The sequence below is a fragment of the Amycolatopsis sp. A133 genome (assembly GCF_031082405.1).
Lineage (GTDB): Bacteria > Actinomycetota > Actinomycetes > Mycobacteriales > Pseudonocardiaceae > Amycolatopsis.
On sequence record NZ_JAVHJU010000004.1, the window covers coordinates 629,605 to 644,697 of the forward strand.

Here is a 15,093-nt window from a genome sequence, read left to right on the forward strand (position 1 = left end):
GTCTCCTTGCGAACCCGGGAGAGGGAGCACGGTCATGAGACCTTTCGTGGCAGTCGTCGGTGCGACCGGTTTCATCGGCACCAGGCTGATCGCGGCGCTGGACCGCAGGGGCATCGCCACGGCCCGGTTCGACCGGACGACACCGTTCCTGCGCGCCGGCCGGCCGGTGCCGGAACTGGCGGCCGCCCGGCTCGTCTTCTACCTGGCGAGCACCATCAACCCGGCGCTCGCGGTGCGCCACCCGGAGCGGATCGACGAGGACCACGAGCGGTTCGCCGCGCTCCTGCGGGGCCTGCCGGAACGGACGACCGTCGTGCTGACCAGCTCGGGCGGGACGGTCTACGGCCCGCATCTCGCGGCGCCGTACCACGAGTCGATGCCGACCATGCCCGTCACGGCGTACGGCTTCGCCAAGCTCAACCTGGAGCGGGAACTGCTGGCCGGCACCGCCCGCCCGGTCATCCTCCGCCTGTCCAACGTCTACGGGCCCGGCCAGCGCACCAGCACGCTGCAGGGAGTGATCGGCGAGTGGCTGCTGGCCGCACGGTCCGGCCGGCCGCTGCGGGTGTTCGGCGATCCGAGCGCCCGCCGGGACTACGTCTACGTCGACGACGTCGTGCGGGCGCTGCTGCGGGTCCACGACTTGCGCGCGCGGAACCTGGGCACGCGCATCCCCCGCACGCTGAACATCGGCTCGGGCACTCCGGTCTCGCTGACCGAACTGGCCGCGGCGATCCGCACGACCACCGGGTGCCCGGCCCCGCTGGCCCCCGAGCCGGCCAGGGGGTTCGACCGGCACGACGTGTGGCTCGACTGCCGGCTGGCCGCGCGGACGCTCGCGTGGCGGGCCACCACCTCCCTGACCGCCGGACTCGCCGCCACCTGGCGGTTGGACCACCAGCCACATCTCGTATAGTGTCGGCTGCACTAATTTGGTTTGGAGTAATGCATGACGCCAAGACCACGCGAACTGGCGGGGCTGATCGTGCTCGGGCTCCTGCTGGAACACCCTCGGCATCCGTACGAGCTGCAGCGCATCTGCCGGGAACGGCACCATCCCCTGGCCGGCGGCCTGTACCACGCGATCAACCGGCTCAACAAGGCCGGTTTCGTCGAAGCGTGCGAGTCGCAGCGCGAAGGCCGCCGGCCCGAGCGGACCGTCTACCGGATCACCGGCGAAGGCCGCGAGGAGTTCTTCGGGAACCTGGGCGAACTGCTCACCGACGCACCGGCCGACCACACCGCGACGACGACGGCACTTTCGATGATCGTGCACCTGCCGCCGTCCGACGCCGCCCGCCTGCTCGGCGTGCGCAGGACCCTGCTGGAAGGCAGGATCGCCGCCCTCGATGCGCAGCAGCGGCTCGTCGCCGAGCACGCCCACCGGGTGTGCGGGCTGGAACTGGAGCACCTGAGCCAGGTATGGCGGGCCGAACTGACGTGGCTGCGATCCGTGCTGACCGACATCGAACGCGGCGACCTGGACTGGAACCCGGAAGCCGTGCGCGAAGACCCCGGGGTGCTGCGCGCCGGCGCCCCCAAACTGCGTGCCGTGCCCACAGAGCGGAGTAGATCATGAGCAACCACGTGTGCCGGCTCGACGAGGTGTCCCGGGCCGACGCCGAGGCCGTCGGCCGGAAAGCCGGGACGCTCGGCGAGCTCCTCAGCGCGGGCTTCCCGGTCCCTGACGGCTTCGTCCTGACCGTGGACGCCTTCGGGAAGACGGGCGGCGAAGAGGACCTCGCGCAGCTGCGCGAACCGGTGCGGGCCGCGCTCGCGGAACTCGGCGCGGACGACGCCTGGGCGGTCCGGTCGTCCGGTGTGGACGAAGACCTGGCCGGCGGCTCGTTCGCCGGGCAGTACGAGAGCGTGCTCGACGTCCGCGGCCTGGACGCCGTGCTGGACGCGGTCAAGGTGTGCTGGGACTCGGCCGGCTCCGACCGGGTCGCCTCCTACCGCCAGGGCCGGGGCATCGACGGCTCGGGCCGGATGGCCGTGCTGGTCCAGCGCATGGTGCCGGCCGAGGCCGCCGGCGTCGCGTTCAGCGCCAACCCGGTCTCCGGCGACCGCGCGGAGGCGGTGGTCAGCGCGGTGCGCGGGCTCGCCGACCGGCTGGTCTCCGGGCAGGCCACCGCCGACGAGTGGGTGGTCCGGGACCAGGCACAGCACCGGTCGGGCACCGAGCGGGCCATCACCCCGGAGCAGGCGTGCGGGGTCGCCGAGCTCGCCCGCCGGGTCGAACGGCACTTCGGCGCCGCACAGGACATCGAGTGGGCCATCGACGGAGGGGAGATCATGCTGCTGCAGGCGCGGCCGATCACCGCGTTGCCCGAAGCCCAGCGGAAGATCGAGTTCGAGGTGCCGGAGGGCTTCTGGCTCCGCGACTCCTACCTGCGGCGGCCGTGGACCCCGATGCAGCGCTCCCTCCTGCAGGACGGTCTCAACGAGGTCAACTGGCGGCTGTTCGAGTACGGCCTGATGTACGGCTTCGAGTACCGCGACATCGGCGGCTGGTCGTACCTGCGGTTCGTGCCGCTGGGCGAGCGCACCGGAGAGCGCGTGGGCCGGATCATCGGGGCGGTCGCCGCCGGGGAACCGGCGCGGGTGGTGGAACGCTGGTACACCGAATGGCAGCCCGACATCGAGGCGCGGGTGAAGGCCATGCGGGACCGGGACCTGACCGGGCTGTCCGACACCGGGCTCGCCGAGCACCTGCAGGCCGCGCGGGTCCTGTCGACCGTCTCCAACGAGGTGCACTTCCGGGTCGGCGGCGCCAGCTCGTTCGTGTGGGGCGAGCTGGGCTTCACCTGCTCGGAACTGCTGGGCTGGGACGCCTTCCAGGCGCTGCGGCTGATCGTCGGCGTACCGGGGAAGACCACCGAACCCGGGCTCCGGCTCACCGAGCTGGCTCGCATGGCCGCGGCCGATCCCGCGGTCCGCGAGCTGCTGCCGAGCGGGGACACGGCCCGGATTCTGGCGGCCGATGCGGAATTCGCCACGGCGTTCGGCGACTACCTGCGGGAGTACGGCAGCCGGACGATGGGCCAGGACATCACGCAGCCGACGCTGGCCGAGCAGCCGGAACTGGTGCTGCGGCTGGTCGAGGCGCAGCTCAAGAGCGACAGCGATCCCGAAGCCGAGTTCGGGGCCCTGGCCGGGAACCGGGAGCGGGCCTACGCGGAGGCCGTCGCCGGGCTCGACGACGCTCAGCGCGACCGGCTCGCCGAGGCCGTGCGGCTGGCACGGCGGAGCTACCCGGTCCGCGACGACAGCGCCTTCTACACGCACGTGATGCTGGCGGTGCTGCGCCGCGGGGTGCTCGAACTCGGCGGCCGGCTCGCCGCCCGCGGCCTGCTCGCCGACCCGGCGGACGTGTTCCTGCTGGACCTGGCGGAAGCGCTGGACGCGCTGCGCGACGGTGCGGACCGGCGGGAGCTGGCGGACGTGCGGCGGGCCGAACGCGCATGGGCCACCGCCCACGTGGGGCCGCCCTTCTACGGCGAGCCACCCCAGCAACCGTCCGAAAAGGACAGCGCCGCCTGGCTGGACTCGCTCGACCCGGCCTCCCGGCGGACCATCGAGATCGTGCTCTGGGTCGGGCGCACGGCGACACCGGTCGCGGAGGCCCAGGCCACCGCGACCGGGTTGCGCGGGCTCGCCGCGTCGGGTGGCCGCTATACCGGGACCGTGCGGGTGATCCTCGACGAGACCGAGTTCCACAAGCTGCGGCCCGGCGACGTGCTGGTCTGCCCGGAGACCAACGCGCAGTGGTCGGTGCTGTTCGGCAGCGTCGGCGCGCTGGTCACCGACACCGGGAGCATCCTGTCCCATCCCGCGATCATCGCCCGCGAGTACCAGGTCCCCGCCGTCGTCGCCACCGGCAACGGCACGCACGTCCTGCGGGACGGGCAACTGGTGACCGTCGACGGCGACTCGGGAACCGTCGATTTCATCGAAAGCTGAGTGAGGAGCCAAAATGGCTGGCAAAGGAGCGGGGTTCCGGGCGATGTTGCCCCGCCTGCTGGTGGACGTCGTACTCCCGGTCGTCCTGTTCGTCGTGCTGCACCGGGTTTTCGACGTCCGGGACCTGTACGCGCTGATCGCGGCCAGTGCCGTGCCGGCGCTCGGGTTCGCGGTGGAGCTCGTCCTCCACCGCCGGGTCGACGGCCTCGCCGTGTTCATGGTCTGCCTCTTCGGCGTGGGTATCGCGATGGCGCTGATCAGCGGGGACGCCCGGTTCGTGCTGGCGCGCGAATCGGCCTTCACCGGGTTCGTCGGGTGCGCCTTCATCGGGTCGATCTTCGTCGGGCGGCCGCTGATCAACGTCTTCGGCCGCAAGTTCGCCGAAAGCGGCGGCATACCGGAGATGGACGCGCCGACTTGGGACAAGTTCTGGACCGAGTCGGCGGAGTTCCGCAAGGGGATGAACTTCATGACGGCGGTCTGGGGCGTCGCGCTGATCCTCGAGTCGATCCTCCGCGTGATCGTGGTCTACACCATTCCGGTGGACGCCTCCGTATTCGTCTCCCCCGCGCTCTACGTGGTCACCTTCGGCCTCCTGGTCCTGTGGACCCCGAAGTACGCGGGGCGGATCAGGGAACGGGTCAACGCGGCCGCCTGATGCCGGCCGGTGCCGGCGGAGCTCAGCCCCCGGCGAGCTTCGCCAGCACCGGTACCACGTCGACGGGGGCCGCCAGGGCCGCGTTCTCGTCCCGCAGCCGCTCGGCGGCGGCCTGCCGGGCGGGCAGCGCGGCCACCTCGGCGGCGAGGCGGTCGAGTTCCGTGCGTTCGAGCACCGTGCCCGCGCCCGAGGCGGCCAGCAGTCCCGCGTTGAACCGCTGGTCCGGCAACTGCGGGACGACCAGCTGCGGCACTCCGCAGGTCACCGCGGACATCATCGTGCCGAGGCCGCCCTGCCCGACGAGCGCGGTGCAGGTGGGCAGCAGCGCGTGCAACGGCACCGGCGGCACCACGCGCGCGTTCGGGGGCACCGGTCCCAGCAGCTCCCTGTCCTCTTCGGACAGTGTGGCGACCACATCGGCGTCCACGTCGCCGAGCGCGCGCAGCACGTCGCCGACGACGGTCAGCTCGGCGTTCAGCTTGGTCGTCGAGGTTCCCCAGGTGACGCAGATCCTCGGCGCGCGCCCGGGTTCGAGCAGCCATCCGGGCGCCTGGCCCGGCCCGTTGTAGGGCACGTACCGCATCGACTGGCGCTCGGGCAGGCCCGCGCACTGCAGGCTCGGCGGGCAGGGATCGACGAGCAGCGCCCCCCGCACGCTCACCGGCCCCGCGCCGATCCGCTCGGCGAGCGGCGCCAGCAGGCCGGGCTCGTGGGCACTCGCCTGGTGCATGAAGTCCGGTCCCCAGCCGTGCCGGACGCCCGGCACGCCGAGCGCGGCCGCCGCCAGCGGCCCCGCATACGTGGTCGGCTCGTAGACGACGAGATCCGGGCGCCACCACCGGCCGAACGAGATCAGCTCGTCCACCATGGCTTCGGCGACCGCGGCGAACATGGACAGCCCGCGGAAACTGCCGCCGTCGCGCCCGGTCCCGCTTCGTGCGCCGTCGCGCATGCGCTGCTGGACCATGCCGGCCACGTCGACGTCGGCCCCGCCGGAAACAGCGGGCAGGCCGGAGTTTTCGACGACCCGCCGCAGCCCGGGCGAGCTGAAGACCCGGACGTCGTTGCCCGCGGCCCGGCACGCCCACGCCAGCGGCACCATCGGGTAGTAGTGCGAGGCCCACGCCCAGCTGGTGAACAGGATCCGCACGATCACTCCTCTCCGAACCGGGCACGGTAGGCGGTCAGGGCCGCAGAGGGCCGTCGCCCGGTCAAGCCCAGCACGTCCGTGTCGTACCGCATCCGGCCGTGCCGGTCGCGCGGATGACCGCGCACGTAGTCGTCGAGGGCCGCCTTAGCCTCGGCGGTGTACGGCACGCCGGCCGCGGCGAGAACGCGTTCGGCCACGCCGAGCGGATCGGTCACGATCTCGGTGAACGGCACGTGCACCGAGCACTCGGCGGGCACGGCCGCGTGGTCGGCGAGAAAGCGGCCGATGAGGTGCTCGATCCGGTCCGCCCAGTAGCTCGCGATGGCGGGGACGTCCACCACCCGCTGGATCATCCGGGCCGAGTAAGCGGCCATGGTGGACAGTGAGGCGACCGCGGTGGCGGGGTCGCGGTGCGTGAAGACCACGGTGGCGTCCGGGAAGACGGAGCACAGGGCGGGCAGCTGTTCCAGGTGCTGCGGCGCCTTGAGCACCCAGCGGCCACCGCCGCGCAGCCAGGTCAGCGCCTGGAGCACCCGCCGCAGGAAGGCGTACGCGGGCTTCTGATCCGTGCCGAGGTACCAGTCGCGGTAAGCGGGCACCGGCACCTGGCATTCGAAGTACGTCGACGAGAACGCGATTGCCAGCAGCCGGATGTCCTCTTCCGCCTCGCGCGCGTCCAGCTCGTGCATGCGTTTCAGGTGCGGCAAGGCCAGGTCCACGAACTCCAGTGCCCGGTGCGCCCGCTCCGGACGCGGATCGGGGTGCACCGGCGTGGCCAGGACCGGTTCCGCCGACTCCCAGTACGGCACGGTGCGGACCCCCGGCGCGGCGGCGAGCAACCGGTGCAGGTGCGTGGTCCCGGTGCGGGGCAGGCCCGCGATGACGATCGGGCGGTCCACCGGCACCGCGGCGATTTCGGGGTGCCGGGCGAACAGGTCTTCGACCAGCAACCGGTTGCCCAGCAACTGCACCAGGCCTGCTGCCAGGCTCACCTCGCCGACCGGGCTCAGCCCGGCCTCCGTGCGCAGGGCCGTGCAGAGGATTTCGAGTGGGCGGCGGAACTCTTCGCCGCCGAAGTCGGTCAACCCCGTCTGCCGGACGGCTTCGGCGAGCAGCTCACCGGGCCGCAGCGGCGTCCCGCCCGCGTCGAGCACCGCACGCAGGATCGGCTCGATCCGCGGGTTGGGACGTGGGGACGCCAGATCGTCGACTTCGAACCAGTTCATGGGAAAGCGGCCTCCGGGTGACGCGGGCGGGGAATCGGCCGGGACGAGGCGGACGCCGTCCAGCCTGGCATCCGGGCCCACGGCGGGAAAGCGCGGTCGAGCGATACTTCAGCGATGTTCGAACACCCGGTGTGACTGTCGCCTCCGCCGGAATGACGAGGGATTGCGAGGCGTCACATGATCGGCCGCAAGCGACTGCCCCAAAACCATCAGGACTGGAACAAACGGTGGAACGCGCCCTTCGGCGACGCACCGACCGGGCTGTCCGTCACCCAGCGGCTGGCCGACCCGGACCGGGAGCGGTTCGGCCCGTTCGCCTTCCAGTGGAACAGCATGACCCGGATTCTCGAGTACCCGTGGGCCTACCACGCGGCGGAGCTCGAACCGGGGATGCGGGTCCTGGAGGTGGGAGGTGGCCTGAGCGGGTTGCAGTACGTCCTGGACATGGAGGGCTGCGAGGTCACCAACGTCGACCCGTCGGCGACCGACGACGACGAGACGTGGCGCGCGATGCCGTTCCCCGGGTACGCGTGGACGCTCACGCCGGCCAACCACGCCCTGCTGAACAAGACCTTCGGGACCGGCGTCCGGCTCGTCGCCGAGCGCCTGCAGGATGCGGACCTGCCGGCCGGCGGGTTCGACCGGGTGCTCTGCCTGTCGGTGCTGGAACACCTCGATCCGGACGAAGGCCGGTCCTTGCTCGAGCGGATCGGCGAGCTGCTCGCGCCGGAGGGCCGGTGCGTGCTGACGATCGACCTCTTCCTGGACCTCCGGCCGTTCGGGGTGCTGGAGCGCAACGTCTGGGGCACCAACGTGGACGTGAGCCACCTGGTCGAGGGGTTCGAGCTCGTCGAGGGCGACCGGCGGGAACTCCACGGCTTCCCCGAGTTCGACCTCGACCACGTCGTCGGCCGGCTGCCCGAGCTGTTCGTCGGCAACTACCCCGCCCTGTCGCAGACCCTCGTGCTGCGGAAGGCGCGGTAACCGATGCGTGTTCTCTTCGTGTCGTGGGCCTGGCCGTCGCACTACTACCCGATGGTGCCGCTGGCGTGGGCGATGCGGGCGGCGGGCCACGACGTGCGGGTGGCGAGCCAGCCGGGCCTGCAGGCGGCGATCCGGTCGTCGGGCCTGCCCGGCGTTTCCGTCGGCCGGGACATCGACGTGATCACCCGGCAGCGGCCGCTGCTGGAACGGGTGGGCCCGGTGCGGGTGCGGGTTCCGCTCGACCAGCTGCGCGAGAAGATCACCACGGCCTTCCGCATCTTCGCCGACCTCGCCGACGTGATGCTCGACGACCTGCTGGACTTCGGCCGGGCGTGGCGCCCGGACCTGGTCGTGTACGAGCCGACGACCTACGCCGGGCCGCTCGCCGCCGCCGTCCTCGGGGTCCCCGCGGTGCGGCACACGTGGGGCATCGACTACACGTACCGGGCGCACGAATACGAGCCCGAAGTGCTGGCCCCGCTGTGCGACAAGCTCGGCATCCCCGCCGTCGAGACGCTCGGCACGGTCACCGTCGACGTGTGCCCGCCGAGCCTGCAGGTGCCGACCACCTACCGGCGGCTGGGCATGCGCTACATCCCGTACAACGGCCCGGGACTGCTGCCCCGGTGGCTGACCGAACCCAAGGAGCGGCCCCGGGTCTGCGTGACCTGGGGGACCTCGAGCACCCGGCTCGACGACGGCCTGTTCCTGGCCGACGACGTGGTCAAAGCGGCCGTGGACCTGGACGCCGAAGTGGTGGTCACGGTAACCCCTGCCGACCACGAGCGGCTGCGCCCGGTGCCGGCGCACCTGCGGGTCGTGGAGGCGCTGCCGTTGCACCTGCTGGTGCCCAGCTGTGACCTGGTGATCCACCAGGGCGGCCTCGGCACCACCCTGACCACGGCGTGGGCCGGTGTCCCGCAGCTGGTCATCCCCCAGCTGCACGACCAGGGCCTCAACGCCGTGCAGCTCAAGGCGGCCGGCGCGGGCTCCCTGGTGTACGGCGTCGAGGCCACTCCGGACCTGATCCGCGACGAGGCCGCCGAAGTGCTCGGCACCGCCGCGTACCGCACCGCCGCGCGCACGCTGGCCACCGAGATGAGCCGGCAGCCCGCACCGCACGAAACCGTCTCCGCACTCCGGGAAATCTGAGGGGAACCGATGCGTGTCCTGTTCACGACGTGGGCCTGGCCCTCGCATTTTTACCCCTTGGTACCGCTGGCGTGGGCGTTCCGCTGCGCCGGCCACGAGGTCCGGGTGGCGAGCCAGCCCGGGTTCGCCGAGGAAATCATCGAGTCGGGCCTGACCGCGGTCGCGGTGGGCGAAGACATCGACGTCGCCGCGTCGGCGAGGGAGACGCTCGGCGTGCGCGACGACGTCCGGCCGAGCGAGCTGCGGACCGGCAAGGGCGAGCGGGCGGTCAGGATGTTCGCCGGCATCGCCGCGTCGATGGTGGACGACCTGTCCGCGTTCGCCGGTGCGTGGCGGCCGGACCTGGTCGTGTACGAGCCCACCACCTACGCCGGCCCCATCGTGGCCGCCGCACTCGGCGTCCCGTCGGTCCGCCACCTGTGGGGCATCGACTTCTCCTACCGGGCCAAGGACTGGGAGTCCGCGGCGCTCCGGCCGCTCGGCGCGCGCTTCGGCCTGTCCTCGGTGGACACGATCGGGACGGTCACCGTCGATCCCTGCCCCGCCAGCCTGCAGCTGGCGGCACCGGTGCGCCGGGAGGACATGCGGTACGTCCCCTACAACGGGCCCGGGACCGTGCCGGACTGGCTGGCGGAGCCGCCCGGGAAACCGCGGGTGTGCGTCACCTGGGGCACCTCGACGGGCCGGCTCGACCCACGGCTCGTGCTCGTGCGGACGGTGATCGAGGCGATCCTCGACCTCGACGTCGAAGTGATCGCCGCCGTGCGGGCGGGGGAAGCGGACCTGCTCGACGGGGTCCGGGTCGTGGAGGACCTGCCCCTGAACCTGCTGCTGCCCACCTGCGACGCCCTGGTCGCGCAGGGCGGGCTCGGCACCATGCTCACCGGGTTGTGCTCGGGCCTCCCCCAGCTGATCATCCCGCAGCTGCCCGAGACCGTCTCCAACGCCGAACAGCTGCGGGCCACCGGGGCGGGCACGTTCCTGCACCGCGAAGAGGCCGGGAGCGCGGCCATCCGGGCCGCGGTCGCCGGTCTGCTCGAAGAACCCCGCTACCGCGAGGCGGCGGGCAAGCTGAAGCAGGAGATCGAAACGCGCCCGTCGCCCCTGGACGTCGTCACCCGGCTCGAATCCCTGGCAGGTGCCCGATGATCGGCAGGCAGAACCTTCCCGAGGAGTACCTGACCTGGAACAAGGTCTGGAGTGCCCCGTTCGGCACCCACGCGGTGCGCGAGCTGTCCATGCGCGAGCGGCTGGCCCACCCGGACCCGGCGTCGCTCGGGATGTTCGCCTTCCAGCACCCGAGCCTGACCCGGCGGTTCGAATACCCGTGGGCTTTCCACACGGCCGCGCCGGCTCCGGGCATGCGCGTCGTCGAGATCGGCGGCGGCCTGGCGGGCTTCCAGTTCGTCCTGGCCGACGCCGGCTGCGAAGTGACCACAGTGGACCCGGCGGCCGCCGAGGGCCCCGACCAGTGGAGCGGCTCGACCTACCAGGTGTCCTGGGCGCTGACGCCCGAGAGCCACCAGAAGCTGAACACCGTGTTCGGCACCGGCGTGCGGCTGCTGGCGGAGCGCTTGCAGGACTGCGCGCTGCCCGACGGGACCTTCGACCGGATCTTCTGCCTCTCGGTGCTCGAACACGTGCCGCCCGCGGAGGCGCGCGGCATGCTGGAACGGTCCGCCGCGCTGCTCAAGCCGGGCGGCCTGCTCATCCTGACCGTGGATCTCTTCCTCGACGTGATCCCGTTCGGCGTGCTGAAGAGCAACAGCTGGGGCACCAACCTCGACGTGCACGAGCTGGTCACCGGCCTCGGGCTCGACCTCGTCGCCGGCGATCCCCGCGAGCTGCTCGGCTTCCCGGAGTTCGACTTCGACCGGGTGGTGCGGCTCATCCCCGAGCTGATGATGGGCACGTACCCGGTGCTCTCCCAGGCACTGGCCCTGCGAAAGCCGGCCTGACGTGCGCATCCTGTTCACCACCTGGGCGTGGCCGTCGCACTACTACCCGCTGGTCCCGCTCGCCTGGGCCTGCCGGGCGGCCGGCCACGACGTCCGGGTGATCAGCCAGCCCGCGCTGGGCCCGGTGATCACCCGCTCGGGGCTGCCCGCCGTCACCACCGGCCGTGACCTTCCCCTGCTGAGCAGCGAGAGCATGCGGGGGTTCGAGTACCTGCTGTCCATCCCGGGTATCTCGCTGGAATGGGAGGACCTGCGGCAGCACGGCCCGGCCACGGTGGCCCTGTACGTGGAGATGGCCGAGTCGATGACCGCCGACGTCATCTCGTACGCGCGGTCGTGGCGGCCTGGCCTGATCGTCCACGACCCGACGACGTACGCCGGCCCGCTCGCGGCCGCCACGCTCGGCGTGCCGGCCGTCCGCCACGTCTGGGGCATCGACTACCCGTCGCTGAGCAGCGAATTCGAACCGGAGGCGCTCGCCGGGCTGCTGCGCCGGTTCGGCCTGGGCGAGGTGGGCACCCTCGGGGACGCGACCGTCGACCCGTGCCCGCCCAGCCTCCAGCGCGCCCGTCCGGTCCGGACACTGGCCATGCGGTACGTCCCTTACAACGGTCCCGGCGCGGCTCCCGGCTGGCTGCTCGAACCGCCTGCCAGACCACGCGTCTGCGTCACCTGGGGCACCTCCACCACCCGGATCTGCGGTGCCGGCCGGTTCGGCGTGCCGCAGGTTCTCGACGCGCTGGCCGGGCTGGACGTGGACGTGGTCGCGGCGATCTCCGCGCCGGAGCGGGAGCTGCTCGCGGACCGGCCCGGGGTGCGGGTGGTCTCCGACCTCCCGCTGCACCTGGTGATGGACAGCTGCGACCTCGTCATCGCGCAAGGGGGCGGCGGCACGCTCATGACGGCGGCGTGCGCCGGGGTGCCGCAGCTGCTGCTGCCCCTGCTCACCGACCAGCTGTACAACTCGCGCCGGCTCGCGGCGTCCGGCGCCGGCATCATGCTCACCGGCGCCGCCACCGGCGACATCCGCGAGGCGGCGGGAGCACTCCTGGGCGATCCCCGCTACCGCCGCGCCGCGGCCGGGCTGCGCGACGAGGCGCGCGCGCAGCCGGCCGCGGGCGAGGTGGTCCGGGCGCTCGAGCGGCTCACAGCGTGAGCCGCAGGTCGAACGCGGCGAGCCAGTCGTCGATCTGCAGCGCGAGGTCCATCTCGAAGCGGTTCATGACCTCGACGCGGCCGCCGGCGTCCGCCGCGAGCAGCGGGCGCACCGGCGTGTCGTCGCGGTCGAGCATCGCCCGGACCCGTTTCCGCAGCACCACCTCGTAGTCCGGGTCCTGTGTGGACGGATAAGGCGTCTTGGGCCGGTCGAGCACGGCAGCGGGCAGCAGGTCGGCGACCGCGGCGCGCAGCACCGATTTCTCCCGCCCGTCACGGGTTTTCATCGCCCACGGCACGTTGAACACGTACTCGACCAGCCGGTGGTCGCAGAACGGCACCCGCACCTCGAGCCCGTGCGCCATGCTGATCCGGTCCTTGCGGTCGAGCAGTCCCGGCAGGAAGCGGCTCAGGAACAGGTGACCGACCTCGCGCATCCGGCGTTCGCCCGCCGGTTCGCCGTCGAGCACGGGCACGTCCGCGAGTGCCTCCCGGTAGGCCTCGTCCTGGTACCCGGTGACGTCGAGCCCGGCGAACACCCGCGGATCGAACAGGGCGGACGGCGTGGAAGCCTGGCGCACCATCGCGATCCACGGGAACGTGGCCGCCCCGGCGAACCGCGGGTCGGTGAACCACCGGTACCCGCCGAACACCTCGTCGGCGGCCTCTCCGGAAAGCGCGACCGTGCAGTCCCGGCGGACGGCGCCGAACAGCTGGTACAACGACGTGTCCATGTCGACCAGCGCCGTCGGGAACTCCCGCGCGCGCAGGGCGGCGGCCCGGACTCCTTCGTCGGTCGCCTCGGCGTTGCCGACCACGACGTCGGTGTGCCGCGTGCCCAGGTGCCGCACCAGCGCGCGGACGTACGGCTCGTCCTCGGTCTCGCGCATCGCGTCGGGCCGGAACCCGCCGCCGAACCGGACGGAGAACGTCGGACTGTCCCGGCCCGCCAGCGCCGCGACCGCGCTGGAGTCGATCCCGCCCGAGGCCAGGACGCAGACGGGGACATCGGCGACGAGCTGCCCGGTGACGGCGTCGGCGAGCAGCTTCCGCACGGTGGCGACGGTGGTCTCCCAGTCGTCGCGGTGCTCCCTGGCCGTGAGCCGCCAGTACCGGCGCCGGGTGAGGCCGGCACGCGTGACCCGGACCAGCTCGCCCGGCCGCACCTGCACCATCCCGCCGACGAGGCCGCGGCCCGGCGTGTTCACCAGGCCGAAGACCTCCCGGATGCCGTCCGCGTCGACCGTGCGCGGGACGCGGCCGCTCGCCAGCAGGGCCTTGGGTTCGGAGCCGAACACCACCCCGCCCCCGAGCCGGTGGTAGTACAGCGGTTTGACCCCGAGCCGGTCCCGGACCAGCAGCAGCTGTTCGGTGCGCTGGTCCCAGACGGCGAAGGCGTACATCCCGGTGAGCCGGTCGACGAAGCCCTCGCCCCACTCGAGATAGGCCCGCAGGACGACCTCGGTGTCGCCGCGGGTCCGGAACCGGTGGCCGCACGCCACCAGTTCCGCCCGCAGTTCCCGGAAGTTGTAGAGCTCGCCGCTGTAGGTGAGCACGACCGACCCGGCGACCATCGGCTGCGTGCTGCCGGCCAGGTCGATGACGGCGAGCCTGCGGTGGCCCACCGCCGCGTGGGTGTCCAGCCACCGGCCTTCCGCGTCGGGACCGCGGCAGGCCATGGTGCCGGTCATGGCCCGCAGCACCGCCTCTTCGTCGCGCAGGTCCCGCGAAAAGTCGGCCAGCCCGGCGATGCCGCACATCTAAGCGGCCTGCTTGCGGGCGACCACCAGCGTCTCGGTCTCGCCGAGGGGATCGCACGTCACGTCGCCGAACCCCGCCTCCGCCAGCCACGTCCGGCACTCCTGCACGGTGTACTCGGCACCGCCGTGCGTGATGAGCAGCATGTCCAGGCTGATCAGCAGGTTCACCTTGTGCGTGAGCTCGTCGTCGAGCATCGCGTCGTAGATCAGCAGCGCGCCTCCGGGGCGCACCGCGCGGTAGGCCTTCCCGATCAGCATCCGGCGTTCCTCGTCCGACCAGTCGTGCAGCACGTGCCCGATGATCAGGATGTCGGCCTCCGGCAGCTCGTCGGTGAAGAAGTCACCGGCGTGGAACCCGATCCGCTCGCTCATGCCGAGCTGAGCCATGTGCTCTTCGAACGGCGCCTGCACCTGGGGCAGGTCGAAGACCGTGCCCGACAGGTGCGGCTGGGACTTGCACACCGTGGCGAGCAGGTTGCCCCGCGCGCCGCCGACGTCGACGACGGTCCGGCCCGCCGACCAGTCGAACGCCTCCACCAGCTTCGGGCCGAGCAGGTTGTTGACCGCGTCCATCATGGCCAGGAACTTCTTCAGTTCCGCGGGCTGCTGCGACATGTGGTCGAAGATGTCGCCGTCGCGGCCCGCGACCTGGGGCTCACCGGTGCGCAGGGCCTCGGCGAGGTTGCCCCACGCCGGGTACAGCTTGTGGTTGGCGCGCTCCAGGAAACCGCCGACGTAGGTCGGCTTGCCCCGCACCAGGTAGCGCTCCGCCGCGGGGGTGTTGGCGTAGTGATCGCCGTCGCGGCGCAGCAGGCCCAGCGAAACCAGGACGTTGAGCCAGTCGCGCAGGCCACGCCCGTTGAGGCCGAGCCGCTCGCGGATCCGCTCGCCGCTCGCGGGCCCGTCGTCGAGAACGGTGAACAGCCCGAACTCGGTGCCGGCGAGCACCGCCTTGGCATCACAGAAAGCGGTACCGAGCTGGATGATTTCCATGGGGCTCGGCATGGTCGACGGTTCGCTCATGAGTGAGGTGGCTCCTCTCGCGGGTCGGACCCGCATCACGTTGCCCGATCGGATTCGGGTGGGG

At 72.1% G+C, this 15,093-nt stretch carries 13 protein-coding genes; 9 read left to right on the forward strand and 4 right to left on the reverse strand.

Annotated elements, in window-relative coordinates; genetic code table 11:
- Window positions 1–34: 34 nt before the first annotated feature.
- Genes Q5425_RS07080 through Q5425_RS07095 form a run of 4 tightly spaced genes read left to right on the forward strand, consistent with a single transcriptional unit; the run spans window position 35 to window position 4,621 of the window.
- The gene (locus tag Q5425_RS07080) at window positions 35–916 is read left to right on the forward strand and encodes an NAD-dependent epimerase/dehydratase family protein (protein WP_308671279.1); all 882 of its coding nucleotides are present in this window, start codon (window positions 35–37) and stop codon (window positions 914–916) included.
- A 33-nt stretch (window positions 917–949) separates the two neighbouring features.
- Window positions 950–1,579, forward strand: coding sequence for a PadR family transcriptional regulator (locus Q5425_RS07085; RefSeq protein ID WP_308671280.1), 630 nt, complete (start codon window positions 950–952; stop codon window positions 1,577–1,579).
- On the forward strand, window positions 1,576–3,963 hold the full coding sequence (locus Q5425_RS07090) for a PEP/pyruvate-binding domain-containing protein (protein WP_308671281.1): 2,388 nt from the start codon (window positions 1,576–1,578) through the stop codon (window positions 3,961–3,963). The genes Q5425_RS07085 and Q5425_RS07090 overlap by 4 nt, the downstream gene beginning before the upstream one ends.
- A gap of 13 nt (window positions 3,964–3,976) precedes the next feature.
- Complete coding sequence (locus Q5425_RS07095; RefSeq protein WP_308671282.1) at window positions 3,977–4,621, forward strand: VC0807 family protein; 645 nt, start codon at window positions 3,977–3,979, stop codon at window positions 4,619–4,621.
- Between the two features lie 22 nt (window positions 4,622–4,643).
- On the opposite strand, the gene Q5425_RS07100 is transcribed toward Q5425_RS07095, so the two are convergent.
- Window positions 4,644–5,771, reverse strand: a complete 1,128-nt coding sequence (locus tag Q5425_RS07100; protein ID WP_308671283.1) for a nucleotide disphospho-sugar-binding domain-containing protein — start codon at window positions 5,769–5,771, stop codon at window positions 4,644–4,646.
- Between the two features lie 2 nt (window positions 5,772–5,773).
- Window positions 5,774–6,997 (reverse strand): sulfotransferase, encoded by a 1,224-nt coding sequence (locus Q5425_RS07105; protein WP_308671284.1) that lies wholly within the window; start codon window positions 6,995–6,997, stop codon window positions 5,774–5,776.
- Window positions 6,998–7,174: 177 nt separating this feature from the next.
- Here Q5425_RS07105 and Q5425_RS07110 point away from each other — a divergent pair, with 177 nt between their 5' ends.
- Genes Q5425_RS07110 through Q5425_RS07130 form a run of 5 tightly spaced genes read left to right on the forward strand, consistent with a single transcriptional unit; the run spans window position 7,175 to window position 12,247 of the window.
- On the forward strand, window positions 7,175–7,981 hold the full coding sequence (locus Q5425_RS07110; RefSeq protein ID WP_308671285.1) for a methyltransferase domain-containing protein: 807 nt from the start codon (window positions 7,175–7,177) through the stop codon (window positions 7,979–7,981).
- 3 nt (window positions 7,982–7,984) lie between these two features.
- Window positions 7,985–9,133 carry a nucleotide disphospho-sugar-binding domain-containing protein gene (locus Q5425_RS07115; protein WP_308671286.1) on the forward strand — a complete coding sequence of 383 codons (1,149 nt, stop codon included), beginning with the start codon at window positions 7,985–7,987 and terminating at the stop codon, window positions 9,131–9,133.
- Between the two features lie 9 nt (window positions 9,134–9,142).
- The gene (locus tag Q5425_RS07120) at window positions 9,143–10,282 is read left to right on the forward strand and encodes a nucleotide disphospho-sugar-binding domain-containing protein (protein WP_308671287.1); all 1,140 of its coding nucleotides are present in this window, start codon (window positions 9,143–9,145) and stop codon (window positions 10,280–10,282) included.
- The gene (locus Q5425_RS07125; RefSeq protein ID WP_308671288.1) at window positions 10,279–11,091 is read left to right on the forward strand and encodes a class I SAM-dependent methyltransferase; all 813 of its coding nucleotides are present in this window, start codon (window positions 10,279–10,281) and stop codon (window positions 11,089–11,091) included. The genes Q5425_RS07120 and Q5425_RS07125 overlap by 4 nt, the downstream gene beginning before the upstream one ends.
- 1 nt (window position 11,092) lies before the next feature.
- Window positions 11,093–12,247, forward strand: coding sequence for a nucleotide disphospho-sugar-binding domain-containing protein (locus Q5425_RS07130; RefSeq protein ID WP_308671289.1), 1,155 nt, complete (start codon window positions 11,093–11,095; stop codon window positions 12,245–12,247).
- Here the strand turns inward: Q5425_RS07130 and asnB are convergent.
- Together asnB and Q5425_RS07140 are read right to left on the reverse strand one after the other, a co-directional pair.
- Window positions 12,237–14,006, reverse strand: a complete 1,770-nt coding sequence (gene asnB, locus Q5425_RS07135; RefSeq protein ID WP_308671290.1) for an asparagine synthase (glutamine-hydrolyzing) — start codon at window positions 14,004–14,006, stop codon at window positions 12,237–12,239. The genes Q5425_RS07130 and asnB overlap by 11 nt on opposite strands.
- The gene (locus Q5425_RS07140) at window positions 14,007–15,029 is read right to left on the reverse strand and encodes a methyltransferase (protein ID WP_308671291.1); all 1,023 of its coding nucleotides are present in this window, start codon (window positions 15,027–15,029) and stop codon (window positions 14,007–14,009) included. It abuts the gene before it with no gap.
- Between the last annotated feature and the right edge of the window lie 64 nt (window positions 15,030–15,093).